Origin of the sequence: Streptomyces sp. V4I2 (assembly GCF_030817655.1) — a bacterium.
Classification (GTDB): domain Bacteria; phylum Actinomycetota; class Actinomycetes; order Streptomycetales; family Streptomycetaceae; genus Streptomyces; species Streptomyces plumbiresistens.
In genome coordinates, this window is the sequence record NZ_JAUSZM010000003.1 from 10,306,986 (window position 1) to 10,321,982 (window position 14,997).

Annotated in this window: 9 protein-coding genes; 5 read left to right on the top strand and 4 right to left on the bottom strand. The window is 70.9% G+C overall.

Going from position 1 to position 14,997, the window contains the following annotated elements:
• Positions 1-19: 19 nt before the first annotated feature.
• Positions 20-1,375 carry an NAD(P)/FAD-dependent oxidoreductase gene (locus tag QFZ76_RS48305; protein WP_307679630.1) on the bottom strand — a complete coding sequence of 452 codons (1,356 nt, stop codon included), beginning with the start codon at positions 1,373-1,375 and terminating at the stop codon, positions 20-22.
• Between the two features lie 374 nt (positions 1,376-1,749).
• Positions 1,750-2,160, bottom strand: coding sequence for an SsgA family sporulation/cell division regulator (locus tag QFZ76_RS48310; RefSeq protein ID WP_307679631.1), 411 nt, complete (start codon positions 2,158-2,160; stop codon positions 1,750-1,752).
• Positions 2,161-2,453: 293 nt separating this feature from the next.
• Between QFZ76_RS48310 and QFZ76_RS48315 the strand changes: the two genes are divergently transcribed.
• Positions 2,454-5,210, top strand: a complete 2,757-nt coding sequence (locus QFZ76_RS48315; protein ID WP_307679632.1) for an AAA family ATPase — start codon at positions 2,454-2,456, stop codon at positions 5,208-5,210.
• On the opposite strand, the gene QFZ76_RS48320 is transcribed toward QFZ76_RS48315, so the two are convergent.
• On the bottom strand, positions 5,207-8,038 hold the full coding sequence (locus QFZ76_RS48320) for a LuxR family transcriptional regulator (RefSeq protein WP_307679633.1): 2,832 nt from the start codon (positions 8,036-8,038) through the stop codon (positions 5,207-5,209). The genes QFZ76_RS48315 and QFZ76_RS48320 overlap by 4 nt on opposite strands.
• Positions 8,039-8,091: 53 nt before the next feature.
• The gene (locus QFZ76_RS48325) at positions 8,092-8,514 is read right to left on the bottom strand and encodes a cupin domain-containing protein (RefSeq protein ID WP_079664470.1); all 423 of its coding nucleotides are present in this window, start codon (positions 8,512-8,514) and stop codon (positions 8,092-8,094) included.
• Positions 8,515-8,878: 364 nt separating this feature from the next.
• Between QFZ76_RS48325 and QFZ76_RS48330 the strand changes: the two genes are divergently transcribed.
• From QFZ76_RS48330 to QFZ76_RS48345, 4 genes are all read left to right on the top strand, one after another.
• Positions 8,879-9,868 carry an ROK family glucokinase gene (locus tag QFZ76_RS48330; RefSeq protein WP_307679635.1) on the top strand — a complete coding sequence of 330 codons (990 nt, stop codon included), beginning with the start codon at positions 8,879-8,881 and terminating at the stop codon, positions 9,866-9,868.
• Positions 9,869-10,023: 155 nt separating this feature from the next.
• A complete protein-coding gene (locus QFZ76_RS48335) occupies positions 10,024-11,457 on the top strand; it encodes a sugar porter family MFS transporter (protein WP_307679636.1) in 1,434 nt (477 codons plus the stop codon).
• Positions 11,454-11,825, top strand: coding sequence for a WhiB family transcriptional regulator (locus tag QFZ76_RS48340; RefSeq protein WP_307679637.1), 372 nt, complete (start codon positions 11,454-11,456; stop codon positions 11,823-11,825). The genes QFZ76_RS48335 and QFZ76_RS48340 overlap by 4 nt, the downstream gene beginning before the upstream one ends.
• 239 nt (positions 11,826-12,064) lie before the next feature.
• A complete protein-coding gene (locus tag QFZ76_RS48345; protein WP_307679638.1) occupies positions 12,065-14,809 on the top strand; it encodes an AAA family ATPase in 2,745 nt (914 codons plus the stop codon).
• Positions 14,810-14,997: the final 188 nt, after the last annotated feature.

Below are 14,997 nucleotides of genomic sequence, written 5' to 3' on the forward strand. Positions count from 1 at the left end.
AAACGAGAACCCCACATGGTCATGGTGCGCTGCCTTCCTTCGCACGGCCGGCGCTCGGGTCCTGCGGCTGCCCACCCGTGACGAAGGCGTCCCGCGGACGCTGGACGGAGGCGAGAGACACGAGATCCCGGCCTGTCAGGGCCGCGGTGAGCCAGACCGCCAGAACGCGGATCTTGCGTTCCCAGCTGGGCACCGCGAGCACGTGATAACCCCGGTGCATCAGCCACGCCGGGAATCCCCTGATGACGATGCCCCTGTACTGGAAGATGCCCCGCCCCAGCCCCAGCGTCGCCACCACGCCCAGGCTGCCGTGCCGGTAGTTCCGGACTCGCCGCCCGCGCAGGTCGGCCACGAGGTTCCTGGCGAGACGTCTGCCCTGTCGCACGGCGTGCTGGGCGTTCGGCACCGTGCGCGCGCCCGGCACCGGCGAGGCCAGGTCGGGGATTGACGCGTCGTCGCCGGCGGCCCACACGTTCGGCACGGGCTCGGCGCCCGTGCCCACGCGTAGATCGGCGCGGGCCAGCAGCAGACCGCGCTCGTCGAGGGGCAGGTCCGTGTGGTTGTGCACGACCGGGTTCGCGGCGTTGCCGGCGGCCCAGACGATCAGCTCGGAGTCGTACTCCGCTCCGTCGGAGAGGACGACGTGGCCGTCCTCGGCGGACAGCAGTTGCGTGTTGAGATGGACATGTGCGCCGCGGCGTTCCAGGTGGCGTACCACCCAGGCACCCGGCCGGTCGCTCACCTCGGGCAGGATGCGGCCCCGGGCCTCGACCAGGTGGAAGGACAGGTCGTCGATGCTCAGTTCCGGATAGGACCTGAGCATCGCGGTCGCCAGTGACAGCAGTTCACCGAAGCCCTCGACGCCGGAGAACCCGCCTCCCACGAACGTGACGGTGAGCAGCTTTTGCCGCTCGGGGCCGGCCGGCAGCGACGCGGCCTGGTCGAACGCGGTCACCAGCCGGTCACGGATCGCCACGGCCTCCTCCACGTGCTTGAGGCCGATGGCCTGCTGCGCGAGTCCGGGAATGGGGAAGGTGCGGGTCACCGCGCCGGCGGTGACCACGAGGATGTCATACCGAAGCTCGTAGGCGTCGCCGCGCACCGGGCGGACGGTCACCGTACGGTCCGCGTTGCTGATCCCGGTCACGGTGCCAGAGATCAGCCGGGTGCCCCGCAGGTGCCGCCGCAGTGACACGACGGCGTGACGTGCCTCCACCGAACCGGCCGCCACCTCGGGCAGGAAGGGCTGATAGGTCATGTACGGGCGCGGGTCGACGACCGTGACCCGCGCCTCGCCCGAACGCAGCTTCTTCTGCAGACCCCAGGCGGTGTAGAAGCCCGCGTATCCGCCGCCGACAATCAGAATCTCTCGCATGACTCCCTCTGCTTCTTGTCCGTCACCATGTAGACCGCTCAGGCCGGGCCGGTGTGACATGCGACGGCGGCTCAGGCCGTGGCGGTGTGTACCTGCTCGGCGTTCTCGCCTGTGTCCGTTTCACCCGGGGCCTCGGCGTTCACCGCTTTGTGGATCTCGACGGTGAGCCTGTGGACGAGTTCCGTGAGTGGCGTGTTGTGCCGCCACGTGGATGTAGACGAACCACATCGATCCGGCGAACCGGGTGATCCAGTCGGCGATCCGCAACTGGATGTCCTCGGCGCGCTCCTTCCGCACCTCGAGATGGGCGGGGTGCCTGTGCGCCGGGGACGCTCGTCCCCGTACGGCGTCGGTCCGTCCGGCTCGGATGGCCCTTATCGAAGTGACTCACCGGGGCCGCTCAGGAGTTGGTGGACGGCTCCGTCCATGTCCAGGTGGCACTCCTCGGTACCGGGGGGCACCACCGCGAGGGTTCGCTGCAGAAAGCTCCCGAGGGCTCGCGCCGAGGCGGTCACCACGACCGCCTCCTGCTTCGGACACGGGCATAGTGCGATGTGTACATGGTCCGCCCCCGGGTCCCGGCAGGGCCAGACCTGGACGTCACCGACGCCGGTGAGCTTCACCAGCCCGTCCAGGAGGAGATCGCGACCGACCACCCAGCGCACGGTCGTGTCTGCGCGCATGTGGAACGTCAGGGACACCGCGTAGGGATCGGCTCTGTCGTAGGACAGATCAAGCATCACCGGCCGGTCCACTCCTTCGGCGACGACCAGACGGACAAGCATCCGGCACACCACCGGCGTACAACTGTCGGGTTCTCTCATCACATCACCGCTCGGTAGATCTTGGGATCACGGGAGATTCGGAGGGGCACACGGTGTGATGCGTCCAGCGCCGCTCGTGTGATTCAGGGACATCACGATTCTGCGAGGCCCTCGTGTGCTCGCACCATCAGTCAAATGACCGCAAGTCGCCACGCAGTCACGTGACTGATGTTTGTCCTCGCCGACCGGTGCACGGTGGGCCCAAGCCTTCCCGCCGTACAGCGGGAGGGACGGCGCAAACGTACGGAGTACCCATGTCACTCGGCTCGCGCGTCGAACGGTTGCCCAAGACCCCTGCCGCGGACGCCAGTCAGTCCCCTGAGGTGGTGGGGCGTGCGCGGCAACTCCGGGAGATCACGGCGCTGATCGGGCAGGGCTCGGCCGCGGGCCGTGCCCTGCTGCTCTCCGGGGAGCCGGGCGTGGGCAAGAGCGCCCTGCTCGGGGAGGTCGCCAGGGTCATGTCCGGGTCGGGTGCCCGGGTGCTGTCGGCCGTCGGCGTCCGGTTCGAGTCCGAGCTCGCCTACTCCGGCCTTCACCAGTTGCTGTTGCCGCTGAACGACCGGATCGAGCGCTTGGAGGACACCCACCGGAGGGTTCTGCGCAGTGCGCTGGGCTACGGGGGCGATCCGGTGCCCGACAGTCTTCACGTCTCCGACTCGGTGATCTTCCTGCTGCGCCGAGTGGCAACCGAACGCCCTGTGTTCATCGTCGTGGACGACCTCGGCTGTTTCGACCGGGCCAGTTCGGAGGTGCTGGGCTTCGTCGCCCGTCGGTCGGCGGGCAGCCGTATCGGATTCCTCGCCGCCTGCAGATCGGGAGACGAGACTTTCTTCGACCGAACCGGGCTCACCGAGTACGAGCTGCCGCCGCTGGATCGCGACGCGGCCGTGGAACTGCTCGGAGTCCGCTTTCCGGGGCTGGCCGGACCGGCGCGGGACCGCGTCCTGGCGCAGGCGCAGGGCAACCCGCTGGCGCTCGTGGAGCTGCCCGCCGCGCTGAGCGGCCCGCAACGCGGCGCGCCGGCCGATCTGCACGACGTACTGCCCCTCTCCTCACGTCTTCGGATCCGCCTCGCTTCGCGCGTGGCCCGCCTTCCGGCCGAGTCGCGCCGGCTTCTGCTGCTGCTCGCCCTCGACGACACCGGAGATCCGGGAGTCCTCCGTGCCGGATCGGACGACTCGAAGGCTCTTACGGCGCTGTCAGCGGTGGAGTCGGACCGTCTGATCACCTTCGACGACACGAACCGACGGTTCGTCTTCCGGCATCCGCTGACGAGGGCCGCGGTCGTCGAGACCAGCACCCTGACCGAGCGATGCCAGGCCCACAAGACCCTGGCCGAGATCCGCGCGGAGACGCCTGAGCGGCGGGCCTGGCACCTGGGACGGGCAACGCTCGTTCCCGACGAGCGTGTCGCCGCCCTGCTGGAGGAGGCCGGGCATCGTGCCGCCACGCGAGGTGACGCTGCAGAGGCGGTCGCCACGTTCACCAGGGCCGCCGAGCTGAGCCCCCGTGCCGTGGACCGAGGACGCCGACTGACCCGGGCCGCATACCTCGGTGTCGACGCGACCGGTGAGCTGCGCGCGGCGTCGGAACTCCTCGACCGCGCCCGGCGCGCGGACCCGGGCCTCACCGGGTCTCCGCTGACCGCCGCCACGGCGGCTCTCCTCCTGCTCAACGGCGGTGACGGCGACATCGACATGGCCCACCGTCTCCTGGTGGAGGCCATCGAGACCGGCAGCCATGGATACGACGCCGAGGACGACCTTCTCATCGAGGCACTGCACATCCTGCAGCTGGTGTGCTGGGCCGGTGGTCGCGATGCCCTGTGGGAACCCTTCCACGCGGCCCTCGACCGTCTGAAGCCGACTGCACCGCCTCCGCTCTCCGCCTGCGGCAGGACGTGGAGGGAACCTGCCGGCACCGGTTCGGTCGGCCGTCACGGCATGGCCCCTGTCCGCCTCGACCGGCTGACGGAACTGCGGGGCGTCTCTTGGGACGCGGTCCGTCGGGGACGCCGGGGCGGCCACGTGCGCCGGCACATCGACGCGCTCATGCACCTGTGCCTGCAGGATTTCCCGACCGGCCGGTGGGAGGAGGCCGAAACGCTGGCCGCCGAGGGCCTGAGGCTCTGCGAGGAGCGCCAATACCCGTTCTTCTCCTGGTATTTCGAGTACCACCAGGCCCTGCTCGCCGCCGTCCACGGGCACTTCGAAGAGAGCAGGAGTACGGCCGACCGAATCACGCAGTGGGCCGTGCCTCGTGGAGTTCTGGCGGCGGCGGCCTTCGCCGACCATGCGCGAGTCCTGGCCGAACTCGGTGCCGGCGACTACGAATGCGCGTACCGGCACGCCGTGGCGATCAGCCCTGCGGGCCGACTCGCGCCCCACGCTCCGTACGCGCTGTGGGTCTGCATGGACCTGGTGGAAGCGGCGGTGCACACCCGGCGCACCGCTGAGGCGGAGGCACACGTGCGTGCGATGCGGGAAGCCGGTGTCGCGGCTCTCTCCCCGCGGCTGGCGCTGTTGGTGGCGGGCTCGGTCGCGCTGGCAGCACCCGATGACGGCGCGGTCGGGTGCTTCGAGCAGGCGCTGGACGTCCCGGGAGCGCAGGACTGGCCCTTCGATCTGGCGCGGATCCGGCTGGCCTACGGGGAGCGTCTGAGGCGCATGCGCTTCGTCACGGAGGCCCGAGCCCAGCTGGACTCGGCGGCCGAGGTGTTCGAGCACCTGGGCGCCCGGCCGTGGGCCGACCGGGCCACGGGCGAACTCCGCGCCACCCGCCGGTCCCGCACCGGAGCGAAGCACGGTTCCGTGACCCTCACCGCGCAGGAGCAGGAGATCGCCGTACTCGCCGCTTCCGGGTTGACCAACAAGCAGATCGGCGAACGTCTCCACCTCTCGCCCCGAACCGTTGGTTCGCACCTCTACCAGTTGTTCCCGAAACTTGGAATCGCCTCACGTGCGGCACTGAGGGACGCGCTCGCGTCCCTTGCAGGAAGCAACGCCTTCTAGGCCTGCGAAGAGGTGGCAGACCGCTCCGCCTGGGACTGCTGAGGCGGCAGCGCGGCCAGGGCCTCGCCGAGGGTGACACGCGAGGTGATGCCGAGCTTCCGGAAGATCCGGTGCAGGTGGGCCGCCACGGTTCGGTGGGAGAAGAAGAGACGTTCGCCGATCTGTTTGTTGCTCAGCCCGGTCGCGGCGAGTGCGGCGATCTGGTGTTCCTGCTCCGTGAGCGGCTCGGCCCCCAGGTGCTGATGGGCCCCCCAGGTGGCGGTACGGCCGGTGGCCCGCAGCTCTTCGGCCGCCCGCGCGACCCAGGGGGCGGCCCCGAGACGGCGGAAGGTCTGGAGGGCGGCGGCGAGGTGCGTCCGGGCGTCCTGGGCGGCCCGTGCGCTACGCAGGTGCTGCCCGTAGGCCAGGCGGACGCGGGCGAGGTCGAAGGGCCAGCGCTCGGCACCGGGAACGGCGAGCGCTTCCTCGAAGGCGTCGGCGGCCCGGTCCTCGGGGGCGGCGAGCGCGGCCGAACCGGCGGTGACCAGTGCCAGGCGGCCGGAGATTCCGGGCAGGCCCGTCTCCCGCATCGCGGCGACATGGGCGAGTGCCTCGGCTCGGCGTCCGCTGCGCACCGCGGCTTCCACGAGGTCCATGGCAACCCACAGAGCCAGCGGGGCATGCGGGGCCAGCACGCCTGAAGGGCTGATCGCCGAGGCGTCGAGGAAGGCGTCCTCGTGGTCACCACGTCCCAGGGCGGCCAGTGCCGTCATGTGCCGCGCGAAGTGCTCGACGGTCCACGCACCGCGGGGTACCGCCCACTCCGTGATCCTCTGTGCCAGCCCCCGCACCGTGCCGTCGTCGCCCCGCGCCGCGGCCAGCAGGCCCTGGGCCCGATGGAACTGCTGGGCCAGCATCTGATAGCCGTGGGCCTCGCTCAGCGCCAGCCCCTCCGCGGCGAGACGGCCGCACTCGTCCCACCGACCCGTCGTGAAGTCGTCCAGGCACAGCACCACCAGCGCGATGAGCGCCGACGTGACCGCGCCGCCTTCGCGCCCGTTCTCGACGACGGGCCAGAGCGCCGCACGGCACCCTGTCGCCCGGTCCACGAACAGTGCCGCCATCGCGATCCGTTCGATCCGGCTCGGGTCGGTCTGCCGGTGCAGGTCGTGGATGACCGCATCGAGAAGGCCGAGGGCTGTCGGGGAGGAGCGTGCCGGGTCGGCGTAGACGTCGCCGAGCAGTTCCTGGAGGGGAGGCATCGGCACGGTCAGCTGCGACATGGCGGCCTGGTACGCGTTCCAGAGCTCGGGTCTGCCCGCGCACAGACACACCCTGCGCAGGGTGCACAGCGCCTCGAAGAGCGCCTCGTCGTCGCCGTCGGCCCTGCCGTCGCGGGTCATGATCGCGCCGACCAGCAGCCGGTGCGCGGTGTTGACATCACCGTCGCGGTTGAGCAGCACCTGGGCGGCCGCGGCCGCCGCCCGCAACGATCCCCGGAGTTCCGGGTCGGCACGTCGGGCCTCCACGAGCAGTTCGGCCGCGGTACGCAGCTCTCCGGCCACGTCCGCGCCCACGAAGGCGGCTTCGGCCAGCCGTCTGGCGCGGTTCGCGGGGCCGGGAGTGAGGTCGGCGGACCGCACCAGCGCGTTGAAGGCGCCGACGGCGTCCCCGCGCCGGCGGACCCGGTGTGCGGTGTCCTCCAGGAGCGCGGCGACCTGCTCGTCAGGATCGGGTGTGGCCTCGGCCAGGTGCCAGGCCCGGCGATCGGGCTTACTGGTGAGCGCTTCGGCCAGAGCCAGGTGGGCGTCCAGGCGCTGACCGCTGGTCGAGCCCGATACGACGGTCGCGCGGATCAGCGGATGGTGGAAGGACAGCCGCCCCAGACCTCGGTGTTCGATTCGCAGCAACTGCGCCCGCTCCGCGGGAGCGAGAAGGGCCAGTACGTCCTCGCCGGGGGCGGCGGCCCGCAGGACCGACAGGTCCCCGCCGCCCTCCAGCGCGGCCAGGAGCAGCAGGCGGCGGGTGGGGGCCGACATCTCCGCGACCCGGGAGCCATACAGGTCCCGCAGCCGACGGCTGAGCGGGAGTACCTCGGACAGCAGCACTCCCGCGCTGCCTCGCGAGTCGTCGAGCGCGGCCGGCAGTTCCAACAGTGCCAGTGGGTTGCCCCGCGCCTGCGCGAGGACCCGACGCAGCTCCTGCCCGGTGAGCAGCGGGAAGTGGGTGCCGACCAGGGTGGCTGCCGCCCTGTCGTCCAGGGGGGACACGGTGAGTTCGGGAAGCCCCGCGCGTTCGAAGGTACTCTCGAACCCCGGCCGTGAGGCTGCGAGGAGGCCCACTCGGCTCCCGGTCAGCCGCCGGGCGACGAACGCGAGCGCCGCGGCGCTCGCCCGGTCGATCCATTGCAGGTCGTCGATGGCCAGCAGAACGGGACGGCTGCTCGCTGCCCGGCGGAGCAGTGCCAGTACGGCCCCGTACAGGATCAGCCGATCCACTGGGGCGCCGTCACTCGCGCCCAGCGCCACGGTCAGGGCTTCCCGGTGCACCGGGTCGAGCCCGTCGTACTCGTGCAGCAGGGGTTCGAGTACGTGGTTCAGTCCGGCGAAGCTCAGATCCGCGAGGAACTCGACCCCGTCGGAGCGCAGGACCAGCGCACCGGCCGCCGTCGCCGCCCTTACCGCGGCATCAAGTAGCACGGACTTGCCGACACCCGGTTCACCGGACAGCACCAGCACCCCACCGCGCCCGAGCACCTGGTCGACGTACGACCGAAGCAGCTCCAGTTCCCGGTCGCGTCCTACCAGCCCCTCGGTCGTGCTGCGCGGCGCCGATCCATGACCAGCCACAGCGTCCCCCTTCGAGATCTGACGTGGCGGACTCTCGTCCCCCGGGCCGTGGTTCAGTCCTCGGAAGGCCGCGGGGCTCGCAGGTGGGCCCGTTTCGACAGCTCTTCCTCTTCGACCAGGGTGAGCATCGGCTGGCCGGGCGCGCACAGCATGATGACGACGTACTTGGCCGGCGTATCCGACAGGGCGTTGCCGTTCTGGTAGTGGATCACGTCACCGCCCGGCTCCCAGAAAGTCTCACCGGCCTTGATCACCCGCTCGGGCTCGCCCTCGAGTTCCCACCGGACGGCGCCTTCGGTGACGTAGCCGAAGCACGGCCCCGAGTGTCGGTGCGGCGGCGTCCCGGGGTGTCCCGGAGGCCACTCGACCACCACGGTCATCGCCGAAGCACCCTCCGGCACGAAGGGCGGCTTGACGTCCGCCAGCATCCTGGGCCCGGTCCCGTCCTGGCTCCCGTGCTCGTCGAGTCCGCTCATGGATGTCTTGTCCAACACCGTGTCATACCTCCGCTAGATCCGACTTGGTTCGCTTAGAAGACAACGCAGGGCACCGATGTGTGACACAGCGAGCGACTACGGCTGGACACAGTCGAATGACTCATGCAACTCGCCACCCGATTACGGAAGCTGAGCTTGTAGACGGACCGGCGGCGAACCGCCGCCTCCAGGGTGCCGAAGCCGCCATGCCCGTTGTTCCGGCTGGTGACGAGCCGACTCCCCCCTCCTTCACACGAAATCACAACGTCAGGAGCCACACCATGTCTCACGGACCCGTCAGCCGGTCAGGCGGACACAAGCGTCGGTACGCGCACCGTCGGTTCGACGGCGTGGGCGGTGCCGCATGAACGACCAGAACGGCGGTCTGACCGTCGGCGTAGATCTCGGCGGCACGAAGATCGCCGCCGGGACGGTCGACCCCGGCGGGGAGGTCGTCTCCCGGGTGCGCGTCCCCACCCCGCACGACCCGGACCGGATCGCGGGGGCGATCGCCGAGGCGGTCCAGCGGGTCCGCAAGGGCTGGGACGACGTCCGAGCGATCGGTGTCGGAGCAGCCGGATACGTGGACGCGGACCGCTCGACGGTGCGCTTCGCACCCAACCTGGGCTGGCACGACAAGGAGATCCGGGACATCGTCCAGGAGGCCACCGGGCTTCCGGTCGTCGTCGAGAACGACGCGAACGCCGCCGCTTGGGGCGAGTTCATCCATGGAGCCGGTGCCGGGCATGACGACATGTTGATGGTCATGGCGGGCACCGGCCTGGGCGGCGGCATCATCAGCAGGGGCCGGCTCTTCCGCGGCCGCTTCGGCATGGCCGGCGAGATCGGCCACTACCGGGCGGTCCCCGACGGGCTCCCCTGCCCCTGCGGCCAGCACGGCTGCATGGAGCAGTACGCCAGCGGGGCGGCCCACACCCGCCGCGCCCGTGAGATGGCGGCCGCTGATCCGACACGGGCCGCGGTGGTGCTCGCGCTGGGCGACGGCACCCCCGACGGCCTCGATGGGCACCATGTGACCGAGGCCGCCCTCAGTGGCGACCCCTTCTCCCTCGAGGTGTTCGCGCAGTCGGGCCGCTGGTTGGGCCAGGCCCTCGCCGACCTCGCCTCCATCCTCGACCCGTCCGTCCTCGTCATCGGCGGCGGCCTCGGCGACACTGGCGAGCTGATCAGGCGTCCGGCCGAGATGTCCTACCGTCGGGCCCTCGGCGGCGGCGAGCACCGCGTCTACGCCGAGGTCCGCACCGCCACCGTGGGATCGGACGCCGGCCTCATCGGCGCGGCGAACCTCGCCCGCCTGCACGAACTGCTCTCAGCCCCGACGGCCGGCGTCTGAGCGGCGGCATGCTCGCCCCCCGGCACGACGACCGGTGCCCGGTCATCAGCACGGTCGTCCATCCGATCCACGTCCCCTACGACTGGTACGCCCGCCTGGCCGGGAGCTCCCGCCTGCGCCGGTGCGTACCCGGTCCTGTGAAGGAGTCCTTGTCCATGACCGCGAACGCCTCTTCAGCGGGGCGGGCCCACTCAGGGGCCGCGCTCCGCCCGACCAACCTCCGGCGCGTCACCTATATCTCGGCGGCCGCGTCGATCGGCGGCTTCCTGTTCGGCTACGACAGTGCCGTCATCAACGGCGCCGTCACCGGAATCCAGCACCGATTCGATGTCACCTCCAGCGAGACGGGCACCATTGTCGCCTCCGCGCTGCTCGGTTCCGCCTTCGGAGCGGCCGTCGCCGGACGTCTCGCCGACCGCATAGGCCGTCGGCGCGTGATGCACTTCGCCGCGGTTCTCTTCGCGATCAGCGCGCTCGGCTCGTCCATGCCCTTCTCCGTCTGGGACCTGGGCGCCTGGCGCATCGTCGGCGGTATGGCGATCGGCCTCGCCTCGCTGATCGGGCCCACCTACATCGCCGAGGTCGCGCCGCCCGACCATCGCGGGCGGCTGGCCTCGTTCCAGCAGGCGGCCATCGTGCTCGGCATCACCGCCTCCCAGCTCGTCAACTGGGGCATCGCCCAAGGGGCCGACGGCAAGAGCGAGAACCTGCTGGGTGCCCTGCATGCCTGGCAGTGGATGCTGATGGCCGCGGTCGTACCGGCCCTCGCCTACCTGTTCCTCACCCTGCGCATCCCGGAGTCGCCGCACTTCCTCGTCGCCACGGGCCGCGAGGTCCAGGCCCTCGCCGTGCTGCGCGACCTGCAAGGCACGTACGCGGGCTCCGAGGAGCGGATCGCCGAGATCCAGCATGCTCTCAAGACCGATCACAAGCCGCGGGTGCGCGATCTGCTCGACGGCCGCTTCGGGCTGCTGCCGATCGTGTGGGTCGGCATCGGGCTGGCCGTCTTCCAGCAGCTCGTCGGCATCAACGTCATCTTCTACTACTCGTCGCTGCTGTGGCAGTCGGTGGGCATCGACCAGGCCAACTCCCTTCTGATCAGCCTGTCCACGTCGATCATCAACATCATCGGCACCGTCGTGGCGATGCTGCTGATCGACCGGGTCGGCCGGAAACCGCTCGCGCTGACCGGTTCGGCCGGCATGGCCGTGTCGCTGGCCTTCGCCTCCTGGGCCTTCTCGTACAAGACAGGCAGCGGCGGCAGTCTGTCCATCCCGGACGCCCAGGGCACCGTGGCGCTGGTCGCCGCCCACTCCTTCGTGTTCTTCTTCGCGGTCTCATGGGGTGTGGTGCTCTGGGTGATGGTCGGCGAGATGTTCCCGCTGAGGATCCGCGCCGCCGCGATGTCGGTGGCGACCGCCGCGAACTGGATCGCCAACTGGGCCGTCACAGAGAGCTTCCCCCGCATGTCGGACTGGAACCTGTCGTCCACCTACGCGATCTACGCGGCCTTCGCCGTGCTCTCGTTCGTCTTCGTCGCCGTCAGGGTGCGCGAGACCAACGGCAAGAAGCTGGAGGAGATGGGATGACAGCGTCTCGTACCCCCCTGATGAACAACGGTGTCCTGCCCGTCCGCCCGGCGGCGGGCTGGTCGCCGGCCGCGGCCTGCCGAGGTGCCGACATCGAGACCTTCTTCCCCCCTCCGGGCGACCTGGCGACCGTCCGACGGGCGCTGATGATCTGCGATCGGTGCCCGGTGCGGATGCCGTGCCGCCGGTATGCGCTCGACCACCGGGAGCGGCACGGGATCTGGGGAGGTCTGACCGAGGAGACACGGGAGACGCTCATCCGCATCGGGCCGCCGCCGGCCGTGCCCTCTCTGCCACAGGAACTCGTCGCCGAACCCATCGTGGAACGGGGGTTCGCCCTGCTGGAGTCGTCCCGGGGCGCGCGGTGAACGCGGAACCGGCCGGGCCCACCGGCTCGGCCGGTTCTGTCGGGTGACCGCCTTCGGATCCGGGCCTCGGCGCCGCGGCGCAGCGGGAGTTGAGTCGTTCTACCGATGGTGCGATCGCGCCGAGGGTGTAGAGGGCCACGGTTAGGATGTGGTGCGACGTGACTCCCTGCACTGAGGAAGCCGCACATGTTCAGCACAGCAGCCGGGGCCCTCCAGCGGCCGAACCGAGCCCCCGCGCGATGATCGGCCGGGACGCGGAGCTGCGAATCCTGCGCGGGCTGCTGGCGGACGCGGCGAACGGACGCGGCAGTGCGCTGTTGATCCACGGCACCGCCGGTGTCGGTAAGTCGGCTCTGCTGCGCTCGGTCGGTGCCGAGGGCACTGAGGGCGGTTTCAAGGTGCTGAGCGCAGCCGGTGTGGAGACCGAGCTGTGGCTGCCGTTCGCGGCTCTGCAACTGCTGCTGCAACCGGCCGCCGACGGCATCGGGAAGCTGCCGTCTCCGCACCGCACCGCGCTGGTCGACGCCTTCAGCGCCACCCAGACGGAACCCCATATCTTCCGGGTCGCGCTCGCCGTGCTCGAACTGCTCACCGACGAGGCCGACCGGCAACCGCTCCTGTTGCTCGTCGATGACCTGCAGTGGATCGATTCGCCGAGCCGGGACGTCCTCAGATTCGTCGTCCGGCGCACCCGCGATCTTCCCGTACTGGTCGTGGCGGCGTCCCGGGTTCACTCTCCCGACTCCTACGCCCCGAGCGCGCAGCCGGACCTCCATCTGCAACCGCTCGACCCGTCCGCCGCCGCCGATCTGCTCGACGCGGGTGCACCGGACCTGTCGGCGCCGCTGCGGGCCCTCATCCTGGAGCGCGCCGCGGGCAACCCGCTGGCCCTGGTCGAGCTGCCCAAGACGGTGCAGGACCTCGCACCGCAGCTGGACGATCTGCCGCTGACCCGGCGGCTGGAGGACGCGTTCGCCGCGCGTACGGACTCGGCGAGCCCGGAGTGCCGAACGCTCCTGTTGGCCCTGGCCACCGAGCCCAGCGCACCACTGAACCGGCTGCTGGACGTGTCGAGTCGTCTGACGGGCACGACGGTTTCCGTGGACGCCGTACAGGAGGCGGTCGACGCGGGCCTGGTCATTCTGGTGGGCCGTAGCCTCGAGTTCCGGCATCCGCTGATGCGCTCGGCGATCTACACCCGTGCCACGGTCGCCGACCGGCTGGCCACCCACCGCGCCATCGCCGTGGCCATGGCCGACACCCCCGAGCGCCAGCTCCTCCACCTGGCGGCCGCGACGCTCGGCCCGGACGAGGAACTCGCCGCCAGGCTGGAACGTTTCGCCGACACCGCGCTGGCCCGGGGCAAGGTGGCCTCCGCCGTGCCGGCCCTGCGCCAGGCGGCCGAGCTCGTCCAGGACCCGCGCCGCAGGACCGAAATTCTGGTCCGGGCGGTCGAGTCGGCCAGCGAGATCAATGACCGGGTTCACACCCAGCTGTTGCTGGACCGGGCCGACATGAGCGAACTCGGCCCGCTGGAGCGGGCCCGCCTCATGGTCGTCTCCGACAAGGCGGCGTTCGAACCCGACGAGCCGCACCGCCGGATCGAGGACATGGTGACCACAGCGGCCGGCGCGTTCGACGCAGGCGGCGTGCAGGTCGCCGAGAACCTGCTGTGGCGGGCGGCCGCCCGGTGCTTCTTCCAGGACGGCGACGCACGGGTGCGCACGCTGGCCGCGGCCGAGCTGGACCGATGGAGCCCCGACCCGGACGCTCCCGTCGTGCTGACGGTACGGGCATACACCGAACCGTTCCGGTACGGCGCCGAGGTGATCGCACGGCTCGGCAGCCTCCGGCCGGACCGCCTGGACGGCCGGATCATGCATTTCCTCGGCAGCGGCGCGATGGTCATGGGCGACGCCACCCTCGCCGCCCGGTACCTGTCACTGGCGGCCGCGGCGTGGCGGTTGCAGGGCAGGCTCGGGCTGCTCGCCCGGTCACTTGCGGGCAGTTGGCCGCGGGTGTACCTCGGTCAGCTCGATCGGGCTCGCGAGGAGTCCGGCGAGGGACTCGCGCTGGCCGAGGAGACCGGGGAGTGGATCGTCTGGCTGGGGGTGAAGGCGACAGGGAGTCTGGTGGCGGCGCTGCGCGGGGAGACCGAGGCCGCGGAGCGGATGCTCGGCGAGCTGCGGGCCCACCGGTTGTTCCCCGGCATGCCTTTCGCCGCCGTCATGGCGCAGCAGGTGGAGGGCCTGCTCGCGCTCTTCGACGGCCGCGCGGCCGAGGCGTACGACGCACTCGCGCGCGCGTTCGATCCGACGGACCCGCACTACCACTCGGTCAGCCGCTGGCTGCTCGCACCGGACCTGGCGGACGCCGCAGTGGCCGCGGGCACCGTGCAGCGGGCCCGGGAACTACTGGACGGACTCCCCGAGCTGGCCACCCGACTGCCCTCGGAAATGATGGTGGTGGCCCACGTCTACACCGAGGCGGTGCTGGCGCCGGACGACACGGCGGAGGAGCACTACACCGCGGCACTGGCCGCGTTGCCCGCCGGCTGGGCCCTGGCGCGGGCCCGGCTGCACCTGCACCACGGCCGTCGGCTGCGTCGCCAACGGCACAACGTCGAAGCCCGCAACCCGCTGCGCAGCGCCCGCGACGAGTTCGACCGGGTCGGCGCGCGGCCCTGGGCCGAGATGGCTCGCGAGCAGTTGCGTGCCGCCGGCGAGTCGAGCGGCCGGCGGCAGGCGAACACCAGCGACCGGCTGTCGGCCCAGGAGATGCAGATCGCCGTGCTCGCGTCGCGGGGACTGAGCAACCGGGAGATCGGCCAGCGCCTGTTCATCTCGCACCGCACCGTCGGAGCCCACCTGTACCGCATCTATCCCCGCCTCGGCATCACCAGCCGGGGCAAGCTCGCTGCGGCGCTCGCCGCACTCCAGGACGGACACCCTGCGAGCGACTCGTCAGGCGCCGACGCCGGTTGACAACACGTAGTCCACCCGCCTGTTCGACTCTTGGCTGCCCGGGCGGGGAGAAACGCGTCTGCCTGAAATCGACGAGGACCAGCGGGCGTCCCGTTTCGCCCTCGCCTTGCGCGCTCAAAGTCCGTGGGGGAACCGCCCTGACCAGCACCGTCACAGGGCGGGCGAGCCTGCTCAGTCGTTCTGCGGGC

What these genes read in the sequence shown, in the direction of transcription:
- QFZ76_RS48305 (WP_307679630.1), bottom strand. Translation starts at nt 1,375, where the DNA reads ATGCGAGAGATTCTGATTGTCGGCGGCGGATACGCGGGCTTCTACACC.
- QFZ76_RS48310 (WP_307679631.1), bottom strand. Translation starts at nt 2,160, where the DNA reads ATGCTTGTCCGTCTGGTCGTCGCCGAAGGAGTGGACCGGCCGGTGATG.
- QFZ76_RS48315 (WP_307679632.1), top strand. Translation starts at nt 2,454, where the DNA reads ATGTCACTCGGCTCGCGCGTCGAACGGTTGCCCAAGACCCCTGCCGCG.
- QFZ76_RS48325 (WP_079664470.1), bottom strand. Translation starts at nt 8,514, where the DNA reads ATGAGCGGACTCGACGAGCACGGGAGCCAGGACGGGACCGGGCCCAGG.
- QFZ76_RS48330 (WP_307679635.1), top strand. Translation starts at nt 8,879, where the DNA reads ATGAACGACCAGAACGGCGGTCTGACCGTCGGCGTAGATCTCGGCGGC.
- QFZ76_RS48335 (WP_307679636.1), top strand. Translation starts at nt 10,024, where the DNA reads ATGACCGCGAACGCCTCTTCAGCGGGGCGGGCCCACTCAGGGGCCGCG.
- QFZ76_RS48340 (WP_307679637.1), top strand. Translation starts at nt 11,454, where the DNA reads ATGACAGCGTCTCGTACCCCCCTGATGAACAACGGTGTCCTGCCCGTC.
- QFZ76_RS48345 (WP_307679638.1), top strand. Translation starts at nt 12,065, where the DNA reads ATGATCGGCCGGGACGCGGAGCTGCGAATCCTGCGCGGGCTGCTGGCG.